This is a genomic window from Burkholderia sp. 22PA0106 (assembly GCF_047497155.1).
Taxonomy (GTDB): domain Bacteria; phylum Pseudomonadota; class Gammaproteobacteria; order Burkholderiales; family Burkholderiaceae; genus Burkholderia.
In genome coordinates, this window is the sequence record NZ_CP163163.1 from 1,147,247 (window position 1) to 1,168,230 (window position 20,984).

The 20,984-nt window shown below is 68.6% G+C and carries 19 protein-coding genes; 9 read left to right on the plus strand and 10 right to left on the minus strand.

What is annotated here, in order from left to right; translation table 11 throughout:
• Positions 1-36 precede the first annotated feature (36 nt).
• Entirely contained in the window at positions 37-1,209 is a 1,173-nt protein-coding gene (gene metC / locus AB4850_RS20075; RefSeq protein ID WP_414444744.1) for a cystathionine beta-lyase, read from the minus strand.
• 102 nt (positions 1,210-1,311) lie between these two features.
• On the opposite strand from metC, the gene AB4850_RS20080 reads away from it, so the two are divergent.
• Positions 1,312-2,259, plus strand: a complete 948-nt coding sequence (locus AB4850_RS20080; RefSeq protein WP_414445565.1) for a LysR substrate-binding domain-containing protein — start codon at positions 1,312-1,314, stop codon at positions 2,257-2,259.
• 20 nt (positions 2,260-2,279) lie between these two features.
• On the opposite strand, the gene AB4850_RS20085 is transcribed toward AB4850_RS20080, so the two are convergent.
• Positions 2,280-3,257 carry an alpha/beta fold hydrolase gene (locus AB4850_RS20085; RefSeq protein ID WP_414444745.1) on the minus strand — a complete coding sequence of 326 codons (978 nt, stop codon included), beginning with the start codon at positions 3,255-3,257 and terminating at the stop codon, positions 2,280-2,282.
• Positions 3,258-3,368: 111 nt separating this feature from the next.
• On the opposite strand from AB4850_RS20085, the gene AB4850_RS20090 reads away from it, so the two are divergent.
• Positions 3,369-3,791 (plus strand): RrF2 family transcriptional regulator, encoded by a 423-nt coding sequence (locus AB4850_RS20090; RefSeq protein WP_414444746.1) that lies wholly within the window; start codon positions 3,369-3,371, stop codon positions 3,789-3,791.
• Positions 3,792-3,950: 159 nt separating this feature from the next.
• On the opposite strand, the gene AB4850_RS20095 is transcribed toward AB4850_RS20090, so the two are convergent.
• Positions 3,951-4,637 carry a GntR family transcriptional regulator gene (locus AB4850_RS20095; protein ID WP_414444747.1) on the minus strand — a complete coding sequence of 229 codons (687 nt, stop codon included), beginning with the start codon at positions 4,635-4,637 and terminating at the stop codon, positions 3,951-3,953.
• A gap of 135 nt (positions 4,638-4,772) precedes the next feature.
• Here AB4850_RS20095 and AB4850_RS20100 point away from each other — a divergent pair, with 135 nt between their 5' ends.
• The 3 genes from AB4850_RS20100 to AB4850_RS20110 are packed head-to-tail and all read left to right on the plus strand — an operon-like array spanning position 4,773 to position 7,446.
• Positions 4,773-6,152, plus strand: a complete 1,380-nt coding sequence (locus tag AB4850_RS20100; RefSeq protein ID WP_414444748.1) for an MFS transporter — start codon at positions 4,773-4,775, stop codon at positions 6,150-6,152.
• Complete coding sequence (locus tag AB4850_RS20105) at positions 6,149-6,538, plus strand: carboxymuconolactone decarboxylase family protein (RefSeq protein ID WP_414444749.1); 390 nt, start codon at positions 6,149-6,151, stop codon at positions 6,536-6,538. The genes AB4850_RS20100 and AB4850_RS20105 overlap by 4 nt, the downstream gene beginning before the upstream one ends.
• On the plus strand, positions 6,535-7,446 hold the full coding sequence (locus tag AB4850_RS20110) for an NAD(P)-dependent oxidoreductase (protein WP_414444750.1): 912 nt from the start codon (positions 6,535-6,537) through the stop codon (positions 7,444-7,446). Before AB4850_RS20105 ends, AB4850_RS20110 begins: the two co-directional genes overlap by 4 nt.
• A 21-nt stretch (positions 7,447-7,467) precedes the next feature.
• On the opposite strand, the gene AB4850_RS20115 is transcribed toward AB4850_RS20110, so the two are convergent.
• Positions 7,468-7,593 (minus strand): hypothetical protein, encoded by a 126-nt coding sequence (locus AB4850_RS20115; RefSeq protein ID WP_414444751.1) that lies wholly within the window; start codon positions 7,591-7,593, stop codon positions 7,468-7,470.
• Positions 7,594-7,732: 139 nt separating this feature from the next.
• Here AB4850_RS20115 and AB4850_RS20120 point away from each other — a divergent pair, with 139 nt between their 5' ends.
• Positions 7,733-8,071, plus strand: a complete 339-nt coding sequence (locus tag AB4850_RS20120) for a hypothetical protein (RefSeq protein ID WP_414444752.1) — start codon at positions 7,733-7,735, stop codon at positions 8,069-8,071.
• A 97-nt stretch (positions 8,072-8,168) separates the two neighbouring features.
• Here the strand turns inward: AB4850_RS20120 and AB4850_RS20125 are convergent, their stop codons facing one another.
• Positions 8,169-8,564, minus strand: coding sequence for a MerR family transcriptional regulator (locus tag AB4850_RS20125; protein WP_414444753.1), 396 nt, complete (start codon positions 8,562-8,564; stop codon positions 8,169-8,171).
• Between the two features lie 87 nt (positions 8,565-8,651).
• Between AB4850_RS20125 and AB4850_RS20130 the strand changes: the two genes are divergently transcribed.
• On the plus strand, positions 8,652-9,560 hold the full coding sequence (locus AB4850_RS20130; RefSeq protein ID WP_414444754.1) for an alpha/beta fold hydrolase: 909 nt from the start codon (positions 8,652-8,654) through the stop codon (positions 9,558-9,560).
• 108 nt (positions 9,561-9,668) lie between these two features.
• Here AB4850_RS20130 and AB4850_RS20135 read toward each other — a convergent pair whose 3' ends face one another.
• Together AB4850_RS20135 and AB4850_RS20140 are read right to left on the minus strand one after the other, a co-directional pair.
• On the minus strand, positions 9,669-10,928 hold the full coding sequence (locus AB4850_RS20135; protein ID WP_414444755.1) for an MFS transporter: 1,260 nt from the start codon (positions 10,926-10,928) through the stop codon (positions 9,669-9,671).
• 141 nt (positions 10,929-11,069) lie between these two features.
• Positions 11,070-11,237, minus strand: a complete 168-nt coding sequence (locus AB4850_RS20140; RefSeq protein ID WP_414444756.1) for a hypothetical protein — start codon at positions 11,235-11,237, stop codon at positions 11,070-11,072.
• A gap of 206 nt (positions 11,238-11,443) precedes the next feature.
• Here AB4850_RS20140 and AB4850_RS20145 point away from each other — a divergent pair, with 206 nt between their 5' ends.
• Complete coding sequence (locus AB4850_RS20145; RefSeq protein ID WP_414444757.1) at positions 11,444-12,232, plus strand: HAD-IIB family hydrolase; 789 nt, start codon at positions 11,444-11,446, stop codon at positions 12,230-12,232.
• Here the strand turns inward: AB4850_RS20145 and AB4850_RS20150 are convergent.
• From AB4850_RS20150 to AB4850_RS20160, 3 genes are all read right to left on the minus strand, one after another.
• Positions 12,229-12,729, minus strand: a complete 501-nt coding sequence (locus tag AB4850_RS20150) for a DUF2591 domain-containing protein (RefSeq protein WP_414444758.1) — start codon at positions 12,727-12,729, stop codon at positions 12,229-12,231. The two genes, AB4850_RS20145 and AB4850_RS20150, sit on opposite strands and share 4 nt — an antisense overlap.
• Before the next feature lie 100 nt (positions 12,730-12,829).
• The gene (gene ligD / locus AB4850_RS20155) at positions 12,830-15,631 is read right to left on the minus strand and encodes a DNA ligase D (RefSeq protein WP_414444759.1); all 2,802 of its coding nucleotides are present in this window, start codon (positions 15,629-15,631) and stop codon (positions 12,830-12,832) included.
• A gap of 24 nt (positions 15,632-15,655) precedes the next feature.
• On the minus strand, positions 15,656-16,771 hold the full coding sequence (locus AB4850_RS20160) for a Ku protein (RefSeq protein ID WP_414444760.1): 1,116 nt from the start codon (positions 16,769-16,771) through the stop codon (positions 15,656-15,658).
• Positions 16,772-17,404: 633 nt separating this feature from the next.
• Between AB4850_RS20160 and AB4850_RS20165 the strand changes: the two genes are divergently transcribed.
• Positions 17,405-20,983, plus strand: coding sequence for a response regulator (locus AB4850_RS20165; RefSeq protein WP_414444761.1), 3,579 nt, complete (start codon positions 17,405-17,407; stop codon positions 20,981-20,983).
• The last annotated feature ends 1 nt before the right edge of the window (position 20,984 follow it).

The window sequence follows — 20,984 nt, forward strand, 5'->3', positions numbered from 1 at the left end:
CACCCCTGTTATCGTTGGTCGGATGGGCCGTGCACATCACGCCGCCGTGGCGTTTTTCGCGCCGGCGAACGCATCGAGGCCGGCGCGCAGGTCGTCGATCAAGGTGTCGACGGGTTCGAGGCCGATCGACAGACGGATGATTGGCTGGTCGGTCAGCGGGAACGGGCGGTCGGCCTGCAACGGTGCCGGGTAGTACGCCGCCAGGCTGTGCACGCCGCCCCAGCTCGCACCGATCGCGAAGTGCTGGAGCGCGTCGAAGAACGCGGTGAACGCGGCTTCGGGTGCCGGCTCGAGAATCAGCGAGAACAGGCAGCCGTTGCCCGCGAAGTCGCGCTTCCAGATCGCGTGTCCCGGATCGGATTCCAGCGCGGGGAAAAGCACGGAACGCACCAGCGGATGCGCATCGAGCGCGCTCGCCACCTGCAGGGCGGCCGCGCTTTGCGCCGCGAAGCGAACCTGCAGCGTTTCCATGCCGCGCAGCACCAGGAAGCAGTCGTCCGGGCTGGTTTGCTGCCCGAGGATGCTCTGCGTTTCGCGCAGCGTCGCGTAGTGGCCGGCATCGTTCATGCTGATCGAGCCGGCCAGCAGGTCGGAGTGCCCGCCGAACAGCTTGGTGGCGGCCTCGATGCTGAAATCCACGCCGTGTTCGAGCGGTCGGAATGCCAGCGGGCTGGCCCAGGTGTTGTCCATCATCGTCATCACGCCGTGGCGCTTCGCTACCGCGACGATGGCGGGGATATCGGGCATTTCCATCGTGACCGTGCCCGGCGATTCCATGCAGATCATCTTGGTGTTCGGCTTCAGGTATCGCTCGATGTCGGCGCCGATCGCGGGCGGATACAGCTCGACGTCCACGTTGAAGTGGGCCAGCCATTTCTGCGCGAAGGTCTTCAGGGCTCCGTAACATGCGGCGGACACGAGAAGATGATCGCCGCCGCGCACGAACCCCATCACGGTCGTCATCAGTGCGGATTGTCCGGACGGGGTGACCACGCAGTGCCGGCCGCCTTCGAGGGCGGCGATCCGGTGCTCGAGTTCGCGGGCGGTAGGGGTGCCGGTGATGCCGTAACTGAAGCCGTCGGGCTGGCGCTCCTTGCGGCGCGCGAAATCGGCGAGCGAGTCGAACACGACCGTGGAGGCGCGCATGACCGCGGGCGAGAGGCTGCGGAACGGTTCGGAGCGGCGGGTAGCTTGGGTGTTTTTCGTCATGAGGTTCGGGTTACGTTGGGCTGCGAATGCGATGAACGAAGTTTACTTACGCCCCGGTTTCGGTCAGCATCGGAAATAATTAGGTCTATAAGCGGTGGTTATATGGGTGTGCGCGACATCGAAGTGTTCCGGGCCGTGATGAATGCCGGCAGCACGAGCAAGGCGGCCGGTTTGCTGGAGATTTCGCAACCGGCGGTGAGCCAGGCGATTCGGCGGCTCGAGGCGATGGCCGACTTCAAGCTGTTCGAGCGCGTGCGCAGCCGGCTCGTGCCGACGCAGGAGGCGATTGCGTTGATGCGCGACGTCGATCGCTATTTCGTCGGCTACGAGGTGATCGAGCACCGCATCCGCAGCCTGCGTTCATACGGGCTCGGCCGCCTGGCGATCGCGTCGTTGCCGGCGCTCGGCACCGGGTTTCTGCCGCGCGTGATTGCGGGCTTCGATGCGGCCGGGCGTGACGTGCAGATTTCCCTGCAGGTGATGAGTTCGCGCGAAGTGCACGAGAAGGTGTCGGCGGGGGAGGTGGACTTCGGCTTGATGTCCGACGAGATGTCGATGGCGGGCCTGGAGCATTCGGCTTTCGTGCGGATGCCGGGCGTGGCCGTGATGAGCCGCGAACACCCGTTTGCGGGGCGCGCGGCGGTCAAGGTGAAGGACCTGGCGAGCACGCGGTTCGTGGCCCTGAACCCCGAGGACAGCACGCGGCGCAGGCTCGATACGCAGTTGCGGGCGCTCGACGTGACGCTCAGGCCGCTTGTCGAGACGCCTTATTCGCACACGATCTGCGAACTCGCGCTGGCCGGCGTGGGGTTGGGGATCGCCCATCCGATCGTCGCGCTCGATTTTGTCGAGCGTGGCCTGGTCGTCAAGCCGATCGACGCGGACGCGGTGTTCACCGGCGTTCTCGTGTTCCGGCCCGGCACGCCCCTGGCCGAGAACGCGCGGCAGTTCTTGAGCCACATGCGCGTGCAGTTGAGCCGTGACCAGAAGGCGATCGAATCGGCGATGGCGTCGTCAGCGCAGGCATCCGGCGGCACGCGGCGCAAGTAGCCTGCATGCCGCCTCGTCAGTCACGCATCGAGCCCGCGCGCAAACTCGATGATCGCCGCCGACAGTGCCTCGGGACGCTCCTGCGAGACCCAGTGCCCGCACCCGGGAATGATCCGGCTCGCTTGCAGCCGAGGCACGAGCGACGGCATGCCGGCGATGATGTCGCGCATGCCGGGGATGCTCAGGCCGGGGTCGCGTTCGCCGGCTAGGAACAGCGCCGGAACCTTGACCTGCGGATCGTCGTACTGGCGTTCGAGCGCCCAGTTCGCATCGAGGTTGCGGTAGTAGTTCAGGCCGCCGCGCCATCCGCTGCGGGCGAACGCCTGGACGTAGGCCTCGAGATCCGCCTCGTCCAGCCAGGCGGGGAGCGCGGACGGCATCGGCAGCGCGGCGAGCATGCCCTGCGTGCGCGAGACCATCGCGAACGGGTTCGGCGTTGCCTGGCCGGCGTCGCGCGGCCCGGCGTCGCCGGAGGCCCAGTACAGGATTTTCAGCAGCGATTGGCGCGGATCGCGCTCGAGTTCGGCCTCGGCCGGCCCCTCGGGCTGAAAGTACAGCGCGTAAAGCAGCGCGTCCGCGGTTTGCGGAAAGATTTGCGTGGGCGGCACGGGCGGCGGCGCCATCATCGGCACGCCCAGTGCCACCACGCCGCGAAACCGGTCGGGCCGCGTCGCCGCGGCTTGCCAGGCCACCGTCGCGCCCCAGTCGCTGCCGACGATGATGGCCCGGGGCACGTCCAGCGCATCGAGCACGCCGACCATGTCCGCCACCAGATTTCGGATGCCGAACGCATCGACCGCGTCGGGGCTGTCGGTCTGCCCGTAGCCGCGCAGGTCCGGCGCCACCGCGCGGAACCCGGCCCGCGCGAGCGGCGCCAACTGATGGCGCCACGCATGCGAGGTCTCCGGGAAGCCGTGACACAGCAGGATCATCGGCCCATCGCCTTGCTGCACGATATGCATGTCGATACCGTTGGTGCGGATCCTGCGCGCGTCCATTTCAAGCATCTCGATCGCTCCGGTCGTTGATTCCGTAACATCATAAGTTTCGCTTTGTGCTATCGTCAACCGTCCGAATGACCTTGACCGCATTTGATCGGGAGACGCCCGTTGCGACACGACACCCGCCTCGCGCGCATGTTGCATGTGCTGGTGCACATGCATCTGCTCGACGGCAATGAGAACTCCGAAACGATTGCCTTGATGCTGCAGACCAATGCCGTGGTGGTGCGGCGCGTGATGGGCCGGTTGCGCGAGAGCGGGCTGGTGACGTCGACGGGCGGGCGGGGCGGCGGGTGGAAGCTGGCCCGGGCGGCGCACGCCATCACCGCGCGCGATGTGCTGCTGGCGCTCGACAGCGGGTCGGTGTTTGCCATCGGCCCTTCCGCCGATCACCCCGATTGCCCGGTGGAGCGGGCCGTCAATGCGACGCTGGGGCGGGCGCTCGATTCGGCGCAGGCGCGGCTGATCGATGAACTGGGCGACACCACGCTGGCGGAACTGGCCGCGCAGGTGATGCAGTCGCAAGCGTGAGATTTGCCGGGGGCGGTTTTCGGCTATCGGCGGCCATCGGGCGTGGCCTGAACGAATGACCTGTGGCGGCGGTCGGCCGGAGAGCGTGACCGCCACGGAACGTCAACGGGATAGGGCCGGCCTCGACGGGCGCAGCCTCGCTACCCCGATGATTCCCACTCACCCCGCGGCAACCGAATCCGTTTGCTGCGCCCGCTCGCGCAAAATGCGCAGCGCCACTTCCGCGGCCGCCCGGATATGCGCGCGGCACGCGGCGGCCGCAGCCGGGCCGTCGTGACGATCGATCGCCTCCATTACCCGGCCAATTTCCTCGACCGTCTGCGCGAGGCGCCCGTCGCTCGACAGCGACAGGGCGCGCAACTGCGAGTTGCGCGTCAGCAGCCGGTCGAGCATGCCCTTGATGAGCTGGTTGCCGCTGCCGCGCGTCAGCACGTCATAAAACCGCCGCTTCAGTTCGAGCAGCTTGTGGCGATCGACGTCCGAGGCGCGCAGCTCCTCGAAAATCCCCTTCAATTCGGCACGGTCCTCGCTGCCGGCGCGCATCGCGAAGCCTTCCCCGGCCACCGCTTCCAGCGCGGCGCGGATCTCGTAGATATCGGCGGCTTCCTCCACCGTCAAGCTGGCCACGAACGGCCCGCGATTGGGGTGAACCTGCACCAGCCCCTCCGCCTCCAGCAGCCGGATCGCCTCGCGCACCACGCTGCGACTGGTGCCGAAGGTTTCGCACAGCAACCGGTCCGGCAGATGGTCGCCCGGCAGGAATTTGCCGGCCGCAATGGCGGCGCGCAGGCCGTCCTCGACCTGCTTGCGCACGGAAACCGGGGTGATTTTCAAAGACGTCGTCATCGCTTCCTCGTAGGTGACAGCCGAAATTTACCACACGCCTCGAATTTGACAGATTGACGGACAATTTTTCGTGTGTCATTCTTCGTTAACTGACAGATTGACGGATTGTCAGACAATCAAGAATCGGAGGAGACAATGAGTACACTCAGTTCGCGGCTGGATGCCCTCCCGCTGACCCGGTTTCACAAGATGGCGATGGGGGTGCTCGCGTTTGCGTTCTTCTTCGAACTCGCCGACCTGAACACGTTCGGCTACGCAGCGCCGGCCATCGTCGCCCAGTGGCACATTCCGCTGCATGCGGTCGCGCTGATCACGTCGGTGAGTTTCGGCGGCATGTTCATCGGCGGCGCGTGCGGGGCCATGCTGGCCGATCGCCTCGGGCGAAAGCGCGCGTTCGTGTCGAGCATCATCGTGTACACGGTGTTCTCGCTGCTGAACGCGGCGTCGTGGGACATCTATTCGCTCGCTACCTTCCGTTTCCTGACCGGCATCGGCCTGTCGGCCATGACGGTGATCGCGAACGTCTACATCAGCGAGTTCTTCCCGGCGCGCGTGCGCGGCAAGGTAATGAGCACGATCTTCATGCTCGGGCTGATGGGCATTCCGGCCACCGCCTGGGTCGCGCGGCTGGTGGTGCCGATGGAGCCGTGGGCGTGGCGGCTGGTGTTCGTGTGGGGCAGCCTGGGCTTGCTGGTGCTGCCGTTTGCGCTGCGGCTGCTCGAATCGCCGCGCTGGCTGATGCTGAAAGGGCGCATGCAGGAAGCCCGGATCGCCGTGGACAAGCTGGAACGCGCGGCCGGCACGGTAATCAGTGATCCGAACGAATCCCTGGCCGCGATGCCGGTGGAAACCGGCACCGCCCGCGCCGAGCCGGTGGCCGTGCGCGACCTGTTCGCGCCGGGCTACCGCGCGCAGACGATCGGGCTCACGCTGATCTGGGTGTTCCAGACGCTGGGCTTCTACGGTTTCGTGGCGTGGGTGCCCACGCTGCTGGTGGCGCGCGGTTTCAGCGTGGCGCATTCGCTGGAATACGCGAGCCTGATCGCCATCTGCAACCCGATCGGGGCCTGGCTCGGCACGGCGGTGGTCGAGCGCTTCGAGCGCAAGTGGGTGGTGGCCGTCGATGCCGTCGTGATCGCGGTGAGCGGGGTGGCGTACGGGCTCGCGCCGTCGCCGCTGTTCATCGTGATCTTCGGCGCGCTCGTGACGCTCTCGATCCAGTTGATGAACGCCACGCTCTATATCTACACGCCCGAATCGTATCCGACGCGGCTGCGCTCGCTGGGCACCGGGTTCTGCTATGGCATAGGACGCCTGACCAATGTGGTCGGCCCGTTCATCGTCAGCGCGCTGTATGTGAGCGCGGGCTACCTGAGCGTCTTTTCGTATATCTCGGCGTGCTGGCTCATGGTGGCGATCGTCGTCGCCCTGGTCGGCCCGCGTACGACCGGCCGGTCCTTGGAATCGGTCACCCCCTCTGAATCGATAGTTCTCAACAAAGGAGTTGAATCATGAAAGAAGACGACGCACTGTTCCAGAAAGGCATGCCGATTCGCCGCGAGGTGCTTGGCGCCGCGTACGTCGATGCATCGATGGAGAAGGCCGACGACTTCATGATGTCGTTCCAGCGCGCCACGACCTCGTGGGCGTGGGGCTGGGCCTGGGGCGACGCCACGCTGGACCGCAAGACGCGCAGCCTGATGCAGATGGGCATCCTGACCGTCGCTGGACACACCGACGAGCTGAAGCTGCACGTCAAGGGCGCGCTGAACAACGGCGTGAGCGTCGAGGAAATCAAGGCGGCGCTGCTGCATGCGACGGCGTACTCGGGCATCCCCTACGGCCTGAAGGCGTTCAAGGCGGCGCACGAGGTGCTGGTGGCCGAAGGGGCGTTGAAGTGAGCGCCGGGGGCTTCGGCAAGGTCGCGTTCGTCGGCATCGGCAACATGGGCTGGCCGATGGCGGCGCGGCTGGTGGAAGGCGGGTTCGAGGTGGCCGTGTTCGACGTGGCGCCCGGCCGCGGCGAGCGCTTCGCCGCCGAGGTGGGCGGCGCGGCGCCGGCCACGCTGGCCGATACGGTGCAGGGCGCGGATGCCGTCATCACGATCCTGCCGACCAGCCGCCATGTCGAAGAAACGTTGCTGCCGCTCGCCGACACGTTCGCACCGGGCGCGCTCGTGATCGACATGACCTCCGGCGTGCCGACCGTCACCCAGGCGCTCGCCGCGAAGCTGGCCGCGGCCGGCCACGCGATGATCGACGCGCCGGTGTCGGGCGGCGTGTCGCGCGCGCTCACTGGCGAGCTGGCCATCATGACCGGCGGCGAGCAGCAGCATGTCGAACGCGCGATGCCGTTGCTGCGCCGGATGGGCACGAGCGTGACGGAAGTGGGCGGGATCGGCGCGGGGCAGGCGATGAAGGCGCTGAACAACCTAGTGTCGGCCGGCGGCTTTCTGATCGGCGTCGAGGCCTTGTTGATCGGCCAGCAGTTCGGCCTCGACACGGAAAAGATGGTCGACGTGCTCAATGCCTCGACGGGCATGAACAACAGCACGCAAAAGAAGTTCAAGCAGTTCGTGCTGTCGCGTGCGTTCAACAGCAATTTCGGCCTGGATCTGCTGGCCAAGGATGTCGGCATCGCGCTGACGGTGGCCAGCGAAGGCGGGGTGTCCGCGCCGTTTTCGTCGTTGTGCCGCGATTTGTGGGGCGCGGCCGTCAATACGCTCGGGCATGGCAAGGATCACACCGAGATGGCGCGGTTCAGCGAGTTGCTGGCGGGCGTCGAGTTGGGCGGTGAGCGCGGCGAATAGGCGGCGCGGGTTGTGCCTCGATCAAGATGGCCGGCAGTCGTTTGGACTGCCGGCCATTTTCATGTGGCTGCCGATCGTGACGAACAGCGTGATGTTCTCGCGCGCCGTGCCGGCGATCTCGCGTGCGAAGCCGGGAAACACGCTCATGTCCGGTGCCGGTTTGAAACGAAAATGCGCGGATTCCAGCATCGGCTTTTCCCGCCGCCGGTGGGCCGGGATTGCCATTGACGGTACTTGAAATCATGCTATATCTTCGCTTTCGATCAACCTGAGAGATTAAAACAACGTGAAAACCATTCCCTTGCTTTTGCTCGCACTGGCCGTGGTCGCCGCGCCGGCCTCGGCTTATGCCAAAACCGGGCGCTGCCTGCTGCAGGTGAATCAGAAGGTTTATCTCGACGGGCCTTGCGAGGTCAAACTCGAGGAGCACGGCACGTTTTCGATCGGAGCCGGGGGCAAGCATCCGGCCAAGTATTTTGCCTACGTGCTGATGGACGACGAGGGCGCGCACGGGTATTGGAACGAGGAGCCGGGCGCCACGCATGCGCATTCGGATCTGGGCATCCTGAAGCGCGACGGCGCGTGCTGGGTGAACGACACCGCCAAGGTGTGCGCGTATCAGTAATCGCGGTTTTTTCGATTCACTACCGTTTCCTCTTCCACGGCCTGAACCCTTGCTTCGGTTCAGGCCGTCGGTCAAACCGGGTTCAGATACCCGCGCCTCATTCGACCGGTGGCACCGCGCCTTCCAGCAGCGTCTTGATCAATCGCGCACGACGCTTTTCCAGATCGGCGATCTGGCGGTCGATCGCTTCGAGCCGTTGCCGTTGCGCGCCGGTGATCTGGTCGCATGAACGTGCGCCCTCGATCAGCAGCATGCAATCGGGAAAGCCGCGAATGTCGTCGATCGTGAAGCCGGTGGCGATCATGCGCTGGATCTGCCGGACCTGCGTGACGGCTTTCTCGGGAAACATCCGATAACCGTTGCCGGCGCGCACCGACGCAAGCAGGCCGTGATCGTCGTAGTGCCGGATCGAGCGCACGCTCGCCTCGGTGCGTTGCGACAGGTCGCCGATGGTCAGCCAGGCGGGGGCGGCAGGTAAGGGCGGATTTTTCATGAAGGGCAGCCTAGCACGAAGCGCTTGACTCTCACATCAGTGTGAGGGTTGAGACTGAGCGGCTCGTCAACCTTCACAGGAAAGCGCATGTCCACCCGACTCTTCCATCGTTTGCTGCTGGCCGGCCTCTGGGCCGTGGCCCTGATCGCGTCGTCGCCGGCCGCCAGGGCCGCGTCGGCCAGTTACACCGTCACCTCGCCGGACGGCGTCAAGCTCGCGGTGCAGGAAAGCGGCAACCCCGACGGCCCGCCGATCGTGTTCGTGCACGGGCTGCTCGGCAGCCACCTGAACTGGGACGCGCAGGTCGGCAGCCCCGACCTGCGCCCATACCGCGTCATCACCTACGACCTGCGCGGGCACGGCTTGTCCGACAAGCCCGCCGGTGCCGAGCCATACCACGACGGAGGCCGCTGGGCCGACGATCTCGCGGCCGTGATCGCCGGCTCGCATGCGCGCAAGCCGATCGTGGTCGGCTGGTCGCTGGGCGGCGTGGTGATCTCGAACTACCTCGCCAGGTACGGCGATCGCGCGATCTCGGGCGCGGTGTATGTGGACGGCGTGGTCGAACTCGCGGCGGGGCAGATCGTCAGTCATCCCGAGGTCTACCGGGACATGACCGCGCCCGATCTGAAGACGCATCTCGATGGCGAGCGCAGCTTCGTCGCGCTGTGTTTCAACCGCGCACCCGATGCGGCGACGTTCGACCGCTTGCTGGCCAATGCCGCGATGGCGTCGTGGGACATGCAGCGCGCGGTGCCGTCGATGACGGTGTTCGCCGCCGGCGGCCTCGGCCGCGCACGCGTGCCGTTGCTGTTCCTCTATGGCGGACAGGACGCGCTGGTCGACACCCGGGCCACGCTCGCGCGCGCGGCCGAGCTCAATCCGCGCATCGTCACCGAGGTGTACCCCGACTCGGGGCACGCGCCGTTCGCCGACGAGCCGGCGCGTTTCAATCGCGATCTGGCCGCGTTCGCCGGCTCGGTGTTCGGGAAATGACGGTGTGACCGATCAGCGCTTTTTCCCCGCCCGGCCGGCTGGCGCGGGCCGAAGCACGGCCAGCGCCTCGGCGGCGGCTGCCGCCGTCGCCTGCGCACGGCATCTTGCTCACAGTTCCGGCGCGCGGCTGTCCGATTCCGCCTCGCGGCGGCCTGCCCGCTGCATGCGCCGCATTCGTTTCGACAACGCGAAACCCGCGCCGAGCGCGAGCGGGATGCCGACGATCCAGGGCAGGCGCGGCGACACCCCGTACACCAGCGTGCCGATCGCCGGCCCGAGCGTGTCTTCCAGATCGTTGACGACCGAGCCGGCCGCCATGTACACGGCGCGCCGATGCGGCGGCGCGAGCGCGCCGAGCGTGGCCGGCACCAACGGCCCGAGCAGCATCTGGTTCAGCGACAGCAGCGTCATGCCGACCGCCAGCCCGGCCACGCCGCCGAGCAGCAGGATCGCCGCGAACGCGGCGGCCAGCGCGAGCGCGCTGCTCCAGACCAGCGCGCCGCCGTCCACACGGGCCAGCCTGCCCGCCGTCGCCACCTGCAACCCGGCCAGCAGCGCCGCACCATACGTGAACAGCCAGCCGACCTGCGCGGGCGTGAGCAGCCCGGTGTCGTGCGCGAACAGCGGCAGCACGGCCGGCACCCAGCCCGCGCAGATCTCGACGCACAGCAGCCAGCCGAGCATCGATGCCAACTGCCGGTCGCGAAACGCCGGCAGCAGGCCGGCGAGGCCCGGCTCGTTGTCCTCGTCTTCCTCTTCGTTGTGATGGCTGCCGGGGTGACGCGTTTCGGGCATCCATGCGAGCACCATCAACGCCCCGGCCAGCAAGGCGCCGGCCGCCCCGAAGAACACGCCGCCGAGCGCTGGCGCGGCGAGCATCGCGCCGGTCGCCGGCCCGGCAATCCGGCCGAGGCCCGAGACGCCGCGCGCCCACGCGAACGCCTGCCGGTGCCGGGCCGGCGCGACGACATCGGCGATCACGGTCGAGACGGTCGGATGCAGTGCGCATTCGGCCACGCCGATCGCGAGCAGCACCGCCGCGATCTCGATGGCGCCCTGGCAGAACGGCAGCAGCATGAAGCCGCCGCCCACCCCGAGCAAGGACGCAAGCAGCACGGGCCGGCGGCCCCAGCGGTCGGCCGCGCCGCCGAGCCACGGCGTGGCGATCAGTTCTCCTGCCGAATAGCAGGCCAGCAACGGGCCGACGAAGCGCGACGACACATGGGCCACGTGCTCGGCCCACAGCGCGAGGAAGGGCAGCATCACGCCGTCCGCGAAGCCGATGCAAAAGCCGAGCGCCAACGCGCAACGGGCCGAAGCCGGGAGGGACGACAGAAAGGCGGGAAAGCCGTAAGAGCGGATGTGCATACGCGAATCTCGAGCGCATGGGTTCCTCGGCGAGGCGAACGTGCCGGAACCCGATTGCGCGTTGATTGACGTAAACGCTTACGGCAAGTGGACAGGACGTCTCACTGCAGTCGCGCAGCGTACGTGGCGGAATCGGCCGTGTCAACGCGCGGCGGGTGGCTCGTGACGGCGCGTGATGGCGCGCGACGGGCCGGCGTAGGCGAGGAAAACGCGAATGTCGCGGCCCGATTCGCCGTCGTGCGCGCCGATATCCAACCGGCCGGCGCGCGCCGAGGCGCTCGGCGCAAGGCCGTCGGCGAAGCTGCCCACCGGCGCTCGGCAGGGCGCGCAATGCGAACCCTCGCGGCGATGGCTGGGCGCGGACGCGTGACGGCGACAAATTCGTCGCATTGCGGCGGACAAGCGCGCCGCGCGCCGCCGTTATCGACGAATCGCGATATGCATTCGCGCAATTCGACGAAGCGCCGGCCCGCTAGCCCGTCATAATTTGCGGCCATTCCTGCCCACCGGCCATCATGCAACCCCTTTCCGACGCCCGCGCCGATCAATTCTCGGCCGTCCGGTTCGTGCTCACGGACATGGACGAAACGCTGACCTACCAAGGCCGGCTGTCCGCCGACACCTATACGGCGCTGGCGCAACTGGAGGCGGGCGGCATTCGCGTGGTGCCGGTCACGGCGGCGCCGGCCGGGTGGTGCGATCAGATGGCCCGGATGTGGCCGGTCGACGGCGTGATTGCGGAGAACGGCGGCCTGTTCCTGCGGCGCGGCGCGCACGGGCACGAGGTCGAGCGCCGGTTCTGGCACGCGCCCGACCGGCTCGAACCGGTGCGCGCGCAACTGCAGGCGGTGGCGCGAGCCGTGCAACGCGCCGTGCCCGAGGCGCGGGAAGCCGACGATCAGGCGTTCCGCCTGACGAGCCTCGCCTATCGCCGCACGGGCGAGGCCGCCGACCGCCGCCTCGTCGAGGCGCTGCGGCAGGCCGGGGCGGATGCGACGATCAACAACCTCTGGGTGCTCGGCTGGATCGGCGGCTACGACAAGCTGACGATGTCGCTGCGCGTGCTGGCCGACACCTATGGCCTGGACGCCGACGCCGCCCGCGCGTCGGTCGCCTATTCGGGCGATTCCACCAACGACGCGCCGATGTTCGCGTTCTTCACGCACACGGCCGGCGTCAGCACGGTGGTGGATTACCTGCCGCACCTGCCGGTGGCGCCGCGCTGGATCACGCGCGGGCCGGGCGGTGCGGGCTTCGTGGAGTTCGCGCAGGCGATCCTGCGTTCGACCGGCCGGGCGGGCTAGGGGCGCGGCAGCGCGCCGATCTCGTGCGTGTCGCGCGGCGCATCGCGGCGCTGGCCGCCGTGCGGCAGCGGCGCGCCGGCTTGGTGCGCTGTCACTTGCCCGTTTTGCACGACGTGCGGCTCGCCGGGCACCGGCCCGACCGTGTCGCCGAAGCGTGCGCGGACAAACGCCCGCAACAGCGCCACGCGCAAGGTCGGGCCTTCGCCGTGGGCGGCGAGCGTCAGATCGGGCAAGCCCGCGAAGCGCGCTTCGACGCGGGTGACGCCGTCGTCGAGGCGGGTCGCGCGCAGGTCGGCGACGCGCTCGAGCACGGCGGCGGCATCCGCCCAATCGGTGGACGCCGACACGCGCTGGTCCATTCGCGAGAAATCGCCGCTGGCGACGGTGGCGACGATCTGCGGTTCGGTGGCGACGAACACCAGCGGGCGGTCGTCATGCGCCAGGGCGCGCAAGGTCCAGTAGTCGAGTTCTCGGGCATCGAGTCGGTCGGTTTGCATGGCAGGGGTCCGGGGCTGGAAACAGGGCGGTGAGGGGGATGCGGAACGTGCCGCAGCATTCATGCCCGCGCCCGCATCGATGCGGGCGCGCCGCCCGGCCTCAACCCGAACCGGGCGCGAGCCGCTTGCGCATCGCGGCGGTCAGCCGTTGCCGCACGTCGCCGTAGCCGTCCCACGGGTCGCGTTCAAGCGCCGCGAGCCGCGCGGCGACGTTCGCGATGGTCCATTGCGCGCCGCCGCGCGTCGCCGGCACCTCGTCCCAGGCAAGCGGCACCGATACGCCGAGCCCGGGCCGCGCGCGCGCCGAGTAGGCGGCCACGGTGCTCGCGCCGCGCCCGTTGCGCAGATAGTCCACGAAGATCAGGCCCTTCCGGTGCTTCGGCCCCATCGTCGCGGTGAAGCGTTCGGGCAGCGTCGCGGCCAGGTGCCGGGCGACGTCCTGCGAAAAATCGCGCGCGTCGTCCCACGACGTGTGGCGGCTGATCGGCGCGACCACGTGCAGGCCCTTGCCGCCGCTCGTCTTGCAGAACGATTCGAGCCCGAGTTCGTCGAGCAGCGCGCGCACCAGCCCCGCCGCGTCGGTCATCGCGCGCCACGGCAGCGACGGGTCCGGGTCGAGATCGAACACGAGCCGGTCGGGGCGCTCGATCCGGTCGATCGAGGCGTTCCAGGTATGGAATTCGATGGTGTCGAATTGCGCGGCGTGGATCAGCGCGGTTGCGTCGTCGAGCGTGATCAGCGCGTCGTGGCCGGGGTCGAGCCCGGGATGCCGCGTGACGAACGTCATGCCTTGCCTGCCTGCGTGCTTCTGAAAGAACGACGGGCCGCCGACGCCCTTCATGTACCGCACCAGCGACACCGGCCGGCCGTGCAGTTGCGGCAGCAGCCACGGCGCGAGCGCCGCGTAATAGCGCACCAGGTCGAGCTTGGTCGCGCCGCTGTCGGCGTCGATCACGCGCTCGGGGTGGGTGATGCGCACGCCGTGAAGGTCGGCGTCGTTGCGCTGTTTCGTCATGGTTCGTCGGTCCGGGGGCGTGGCGGAGGGCGGCTTGCCGGGTGCGCGCGGTGCGGGTGTCGGCGCGGGCGCGGGTGTTTCGCGGACGATCCGCGAAGCGGGCTTGTCGTCGCGCAGCGCGACGAACGCCGCCTGACGCACGAGGCCGTCCGCCGTCCAGTTCGCGAACTCGCATTCGGCCACGAGCGTGGGCGCGACCCAGTGCACGGCGCCGCCGCCGCGCGGTTTCGGCGGTGTCGCGAACGGCGTGCGCGCCCGCTCGACGGCCTGCAGTTGGCGCACCAGCGACGCGAGCTGGCGCCGGTCGAAGCCGGTGCCGACGCGGCCCGCATAGCGCAGTTTCGCGGTGCTTTTGCGCTCGCCCGGCACGTCGAACACGCCGAGCAGCAGCGCGCCGAGGCCTTCGCGGCTGCCTTGCGGATCGGTGTAGCCGCCGATCACGAACTCCTGCCGCTGCCGGCATTTCAGCTTGATCCACGCGTCGCCGCGCCCGGCGCGGTAGCGGCTGCCGCCGCGCTTGCCGATCAGGCCTTCGAGCCCGGCCTCGGCCGCCGCCGCGAGCAGTTCGGCCGGCTCGCCGTCGAGCGTCGGCGAGAGCCGCAGATGGGGCGACGCCGCTTCGCCGAGCCGCTGCGCGAGCAGCGCGCGACGCGCATCGAGCGGCAGATCCTGCAAGGCGCGGCCATCCAGATGCGGCACGTCGAACAGGAACAAGGTGATCGCGCCGTCGTCGCCGGACGACAGCGCCTGTTGCAGCGCCGCGAAGCTCGGTACGCCGTTCGGGTCGGCCACTACCGCCTCGCCGTCGAACCAGGCGTTGCGCACCGGCAATGCGGCGAGGGCTTCGCACTGCGTATGAAATTTCGCGCTCCAGTCGTTGCCCTCGCGCGTGTAGATTTGCACCGAGCGCCGCCGGCCGCTGCCGGCGATGCGGATCAGCACGCGGTAGCCGTCGAATTTCATTTCGTAGCGCCAATCGTCGCCGGGAGGGGGCGCATCGACGAGCGTCGCGAGCTGGGGAGTGAGGCGCTCGGGCAGGGCGGCGCGGCGGCCTGCGGGGGCGGTGTTCGGCGAGGGCTTGGCATGGCGCTTCGCTTTGGCGGTGGTGCCCGGTGTGGCGTGGACGGCCTCGCTCGGCGTGGCGTTCGACGAGACTTTGGCGCTGCGGTTTGCCTTGGCGGTGGTGCCCGGTGCGGCGCGGACGGCCTCGCTTGTTGCAGCGCTCGGCGAGGCCTTGGCGCGGCGATTCGTCTTCGCGGTGGTGCCCGGTGTGACGTGAGCCGCCTTGCTCTTTGCAGCGCTCGACGAGGCCTTGGCGCGGCGCTTCACCTTGTTGGCGCTGCCCGGCACCTCGCTCGCCGCCTCGTCGCGGGCCTTGATCAGCAGCCACGATGCCTGCTTGCCGTGCCCGATCGAGCGCGTGCGCACCAGCGACCAGCGCCCGTGCAGCGTGCCGCCTTCGAGCGCGAATGTGAGCTTGCCGTCGCGGTAGCCGCGCCGCGCGCCGGCCTGCCCGCCGTCCGGAATCCAGTGGCCGGCGTCGTCGATCCGCACGCTGCCGGCGCCGTAATGGCCGGCGGGAATGTCGCCCTCGAACGCGCCGTAATCGAGCGGATGATCCTCGACCTGCACGGCGAGCCGCTTGACCGAAGGGTCCAGGCTCGGCCCCTTCGGAATGGCCCAGGATTTGAGCACCCCGTCGAGTTCGAGCCGGAAGTCGTAATGCAGATGCCGCGCGTGATGCTCCTGCACGACGAACCGCAGCGCAGCCGGGGCGGCGCGGGCGGCCGGGGCCGGGCGGGCCGAGCGCGCGGGCGCGCCGCTCGGTTCGGGCGTCGCGTCGAAACGGCGCTTGCGGCGGTAGTCGGCGAGCTTGCGGGTCGGCATCGGCGCTCCGGTATCGGTTCGGGCTCAGGCGGCCCGGCGCTTGGGCGCGTTGCCGCGAGCGGCCGCGGCGGCCTTCGGTTTGGCGGCGGCCGTTTTCTTCGCGGCGGGGCGCTTGGCGGCAGCCTGTTTCGTCGCCGTCTTGCCGGGGGGCTTCTTTTTCGTCGATGCCGATGTCGATTCCTTCGGCGCGCGCTTGCCGGCCGGGGCGGCTTTCCCGGCGGCCTTGGCGGCCTTCGCCGCCGCCTTCTTGCGAACCGGCTTGTCGTGATTGTCGCGATTGTTGCGACCGCCGCCGCCGTCGCTCGCGGCGGCCTCGGGCCGCGCCCCGCCGTTTGCCTGCCGCCCGCGCTTGCCGCTCAGGCTGCGGCGCAGCAGCTCGGTCAGGTCGAGAACGTTCGACGGCGCGCGCGGCTTGCCGGCGGCGGGGGTTTCGACCTTCTTCGATTTGCCGGCCTTGATCTTGCGTTCGACGAGCGCCAGGATGTCGTCGCGAAACGTGTCGCGATAGGCGTCCGGCGACCAGTCGCCCGACATGTCGTCGATCAGCTTGCCGGCCATCTGCCGCTCGCGGGCGCTGACGCCGGCCTTCCGGGCGCTGGCCCGGCCGGCCGCGAACTCGTCGAGCGGGCGCAGTTCGTTATCCCAGCGCAGCAGGTCGAGCGCGAGCACCGCGCCGACCGGAATCAGCGCCGCCAGATGCTGCCGCTCGTGGATGACCACGTGCGCGATGCCGATCTTGCCGGTATCGACGAGCGCCTCGCGCAGCAGCGCATAGACCTTCTCGCCGTTGCGGTCGGGCAGCAGGTAATACGGCGTATCGAGATACAGGAACGACACGGCGGCGGCCTCGACAAACGTCACGATGTCGATCGAGCGCGTCGATTCGGGGTTCGCGGCGCGGATCTCGTCGTCGCTCAGCACGACGTAGCGTTCCTTTTCGTATTCGTAGCCGCGCACGATGTCCTCGCGCGGGACCTCGCGGCCGGTGCGCTTGTTCACGCGCCGGTAGCCGACCGGGTCCATCGAGCGCTGGTCGAGCAGGTGAAACGACGGCTTGACGGTGCGCGTGGCCGGCACCAGTTGCACCGGCACATGGACCAGCCCGAAGCTGACCGCTCCTTTCCAGATCATGGCAGGCATCGCGTGCTCCGTGAGTGATTCGGATGGCGAAGGGCTTTCCGCCGTGCCGCATTCCCGCTTGCCGCGCGCGGGGCGGCCCGAGTTCGGGTTTTCGCAGGATGGATCGAGATATCCGCAAGAGGCGTGCCGTGCGGCGGGGAGGGCCGGTCGGCAGGCCGATTCGCGGCGGTCCGGCCGCGGCGGCAGCGCACCCGTGCGTCGGAGCATCCGGTTGGCCCGGCGATTCGCGCGGTCCGGCCGGCCGGCGTCACGCAAATCCTGCTGCCGGTTTGTAAAAAAGCGAGCCGTGGCGAGGGCCGATGTCGCCTGCCGGCGCGACGCAGCCGGGCCGGCGGCACCGGGGCGGCCGGGCGGCCGGGCGACCGACGCGCAGCGACCGGGCAGAAAGCCGCCCCGAAGCCGACTCAAAGCCGCCCCAAAAATCGACCCAAACCCGGCAAGTCGCAGCGCCGCCAACCCCCTCCACCGCGCCCCACAGCGAGATCGCAGTTTCGCGAGCGATCCATGCCCTGTAAAGTGCGGGTGCGCTACCCGCCGACCCGTTCCCGCACGCCCGATTCCCGCGTCCGCTCATCCGGACGAAGTCGAGGCATTTGCCGGCCGATGCGCGGATTAAAAAGCACAAAGGACCCAATGACCGAAGCTCTCGACCCGCTCACTTTCCGCAAGATCATCCAGCGCAATATCGCGTTACCGCTCGGTATGGGCCTGGTGAGCGTCGCGGTGTTCATCGGGCTGGTGTTGTATCTGACCTCCACCATGAGCTGGGTCGAGCACTCGGAGCGGGTGATCGGCAATGCCAACGAAATGATGCGGCTGGCGGTCGAACGCCAGGCGTCGATGCGCGGCTACCTGATCACCGGCGACGAACGCTTTCTATCGCCTTACGAACTCGACGAAGGCCGCTTCCAGGCCGAGATCGACGGGCTGGTGAAACTGGTGGCCGACAACCCGCCCCAGGTCGAGACGCTCAAGCGCATCCAGGCGATCCAGACGCGCTGGAACCGCAACGCGGACGACATCATCGAGCTGCGCCGCAAGAACCTCGATTACAGCGGCGCGGTGCGTTCGAGCCGCGGCCAGCAGGAGTTCGACGAAATCCGCCGCGAGTTCGCGGGCTTCCTCGACGTCGAACTGGCGCTGCGCCAGCAACGCGGCGACGCCGCCCGGAGCCTGACGGCGGTGCTCGTCAGCGTGTTCGTGCTGTTCAGCGTGCTGGTCAGCGCGTTCCTGGCGTGGCGCGGCCGGCGCGAGTTGCTCGAACTGTCGCGCACCTATGACGACGCGCTGCGCCAGCAGGTCGAACACACCGACGTGCTGAAACGGCAGGTGTGGGTGCGCTCGGGCCAGCGCCTGCTTGCGGAAAAGATGGTCGGGCAGAGCAGCGCCGCCTCGGTGGGGCAGGCCACGCTCGATTTCCTCGCGCACTACCTCGACGCGTTCGTCTCGGCGCTCTACGTGCGCGACGCGACCAGCGGCGAGCTGCGCCGGGTCGCCACGCACGGCTTCAGCGCGGATGCCGCCGCCGGCGGCGCCCGCAGCTTCCGCGACGCCGAAAGCCTGATCGGCCAGGCCGCCACGTCGCGCCGCACGGTGGTGCTCAAGGACATTCCCGACAACTACCTGATGGTGACGTCGGGCCTCGGCGGCAGCGCGCCGCGCGGCCTGGTGGTGCTGCCGGTCACGAGCGACGATGCGGTCAACGGCGTGGTCGAAATGGCCTTCATGCGCGATATCGAGGCGCGCGACCTCGAATTCCTGGAACTGATCGCCAACAGCACGGGCGACTTCCTCGCCGCCGCGCAATATCGCGAGCGCCTGCAGGACACGCTCGCGGAAGCGCAACTGCTGAACGAGGAAATGCAGGTCCAGCAGGAAGAACTGCGGGTGGCCAACGAAGGGCTGGAGGAGCGCGGGCGGGCGCTGACCGATTCGCAGGCGCGGCTCCAGTCGCATCAGGCCGAGCTCGAGCAGACCAACACGCAACTCGAGGAATACGCGCAGCGCCTGGAGCGGCAGAAGGAAGAACTCGTGACGGCGCAGGAGTCGATCTCGGCCAACGCGGCGCGACTCGAACAGACCAGCCGCTACAAGTCCGAGTTCCTGGCCAACATGTCGCACGAGCTGCGCACGCCGCTGAACAGCTCGCTGATTCTCGCGCGGCTGCTGCAGGAAAACCGCGGCGGCAATCTGACCAAGGAACAGGTCCATTACGCCGAAACCATCCACAGCTCGAACAGCGACCTGCTGAACCTGATCAACGACATTCTCGATCTGTCGAAGGTCGAGGCCGGGCAGGTCACGATGGAACCCGAGTGGGTGACGCTCGAACCGGTCATGCAGTCGCTGCGCGAGATGTTCGAGCCGATCGCGGCCGCCAAGCCGCTTGCGCTGACGATTTCGCGCGCGCCCGGCGCGCCGGCGACGATCGTGACCGACAGCCAGCGGCTCGTGCAGATCCTGCGCAACCTGCTGTCCAACGCGCTGAAGTTCACCGAGCACGGCGAGGTGGCGCTGACCATCTCGGCGGACGCGTCGGGCCAGATCCGTTTCGACGTGCGCGATTCCGGCATCGGCATCGCCGCCGACAAGCTCGAAATGATCTTCGAGGCGTTCCAGCAGGCCGACGGCTCGACCAGCCGCCACTACGGCGGCAGCGGCCTGGGCCTGTCGATCTCGCGCCGCTTCGCGGAATTGCTGGGCGGGCGGATCGGCGTGGCGAGCGAACTCGGCGCGGGCAGCGTCTTCACGCTGTGGCTGCCGGCCGAGGCGGCGTGGACGGTGGATGCAGAAGGCACGCCGGACGCCGGCGCGCTGCATTCGGCACGTGCGCTGCGCGATGCGGTGCCGATGCTGGCCGACGCACCGGGCCTGGCCGCCACGTTCGGCGCGGCCGGTTTCACGACCGGCGCATCGGGCGCATCGAGTACATCGAGCACGCCGTCGCTTGATCCGCACGAGCGGGCCGTGACGGCCGCCGCCTCGGCCACGGCGGCGCAATCGATCGCCGACGACCGGCATGACCGCCAGCGGCCCGGCCGCCTGATCCTCGCGATCGAGGACGACCTCGTGTTCGCCGGCATCCTGCGCGATCTCGTGCACGAACTCGATTTCGATTTCGTGCATGCGGCCGACGGCGGCTCGGGCATCGCGCTGGTGCGCGACATGCAGCCGACCGCCGTGCTGCTCGACGTGGGCCTGCCCGATCATTCGGGGCTGACCGTGCTCGAATGGCTGAAGAACGATTCGCTGACGCGCCACATCCCGATCCATATCGTGGCCGCCACCGATCACACCGCGAAGGCGCTGCACCTCGGCGCGGTGGGCTACACGATGAAGCCGGCGGCGCGCGCCACGCTCGAATCGGCGATCCGCCGCCTCGAAGGCCGCCTGCAACATCGCCTCAAGCGCGTGCTGGTGATCGAGGACGACCTGGCGATGCGCGAGAGCATCCGCGTGCTGCTCGGCAACGAGACCACCGACATCGTGGCGGTCGATACGCTGGCGCGCGCCATCGAGCAGCTCGACGGCAACGAGTTCGATTGCGTGGTGACCGACCTCGCGCTGCCCGACGGCACCGGCTACGACCTGCTCGAACGGCTCGCGACCGACCCGGCGCGCGCGCTGCTGCCGGTGATCGTCTACACCGGCCGCACGCTGTCCGCCGACGAGGAGCACCGCCTGCGCCGCTATTCGAAGTCGATCATCATCAAGGGCGCGCGCTCGCCCGAGCGCCTGCTCGACGAGGTGACGCTGTTCCTGCACAGCGTGGAATCGACGCTCGCGCCCGAGCAGCAGCGCATGCTGCGCACGGTGCGCCAGCGCGACGACGTGTTCGAGGGCAGCGCGATCCTGCTGGCCGAGGACGACGCGCGCAACATCTTCGCGCTGTCGCACGTGATCGAGCCGCTCGGCGCGAAATTGTTCATCGCGCGCAACGGCCGCGAAGTGCTGGAGGTGCTCGAACAAGGGCACAAGATCGACCTGGTGCTGATGGACGTGATGATGCCGGAGATGGACGGCCTGGCCGCCACGGCCGCGATCCGCCAGGACGTGCGCTTCCTGCAGTTGCCGATCATCGCGCTGACCGCCAAGGCGATGGAGCACGACCGCATCCGCTGCATCGAGGCGGGCGCCGACGATTACATCTCGAAGCCGATCGACATCGACAAGCTCGTGTCGCTCTGCCGGGTCTGGCTGCGGCAACGCTGAG

Excerpts from the sequence above, each read along its gene's own strand:
- metC (WP_414444744.1), bottom strand. The coding sequence starts at position 1,209 with ATGACGAAAAACACCCAAGCTACCCGCCGCTCCGAACCGTTCCGCAGC.
- AB4850_RS20080 (WP_414445565.1), top strand. The coding sequence starts at position 1,312 with ATGGGTGTGCGCGACATCGAAGTGTTCCGGGCCGTGATGAATGCCGGC.
- AB4850_RS20085 (WP_414444745.1), bottom strand. The coding sequence starts at position 3,257 with ATGGACGCGCGCAGGATCCGCACCAACGGTATCGACATGCATATCGTG.
- AB4850_RS20095 (WP_414444747.1), bottom strand. The coding sequence starts at position 4,637 with ATGACGACGTCTTTGAAAATCACCCCGGTTTCCGTGCGCAAGCAGGTC.
- AB4850_RS20100 (WP_414444748.1), top strand. The coding sequence starts at position 4,773 with ATGAGTACACTCAGTTCGCGGCTGGATGCCCTCCCGCTGACCCGGTTT.
- AB4850_RS20105 (WP_414444749.1), top strand. The coding sequence starts at position 6,149 with ATGAAAGAAGACGACGCACTGTTCCAGAAAGGCATGCCGATTCGCCGC.
- AB4850_RS20115 (WP_414444751.1), bottom strand. The coding sequence starts at position 7,593 with ATGAGCGTGTTTCCCGGCTTCGCACGCGAGATCGCCGGCACGGCGCGC.
- AB4850_RS20125 (WP_414444753.1), bottom strand. The coding sequence starts at position 8,564 with ATGAAAAATCCGCCCTTACCTGCCGCCCCCGCCTGGCTGACCATCGGC.
- AB4850_RS20130 (WP_414444754.1), top strand. The coding sequence starts at position 8,652 with ATGTCCACCCGACTCTTCCATCGTTTGCTGCTGGCCGGCCTCTGGGCC.
- AB4850_RS20135 (WP_414444755.1), bottom strand. The coding sequence starts at position 10,928 with ATGCACATCCGCTCTTACGGCTTTCCCGCCTTTCTGTCGTCCCTCCCG.
- AB4850_RS20145 (WP_414444757.1), top strand. The coding sequence starts at position 11,444 with ATGCAACCCCTTTCCGACGCCCGCGCCGATCAATTCTCGGCCGTCCGG.
- AB4850_RS20150 (WP_414444758.1), bottom strand. The coding sequence starts at position 12,729 with ATGCAAACCGACCGACTCGATGCCCGAGAACTCGACTACTGGACCTTG.
- ligD (WP_414444759.1), bottom strand. The coding sequence starts at position 15,631 with ATGCCGACCCGCAAGCTCGCCGACTACCGCCGCAAGCGCCGTTTCGAC.
- AB4850_RS20160 (WP_414444760.1), bottom strand. The coding sequence starts at position 16,771 with ATGCCTGCCATGATCTGGAAAGGAGCGGTCAGCTTCGGGCTGGTCCAT.
- AB4850_RS20165 (WP_414444761.1), top strand. The coding sequence starts at position 17,405 with ATGACCGAAGCTCTCGACCCGCTCACTTTCCGCAAGATCATCCAGCGC.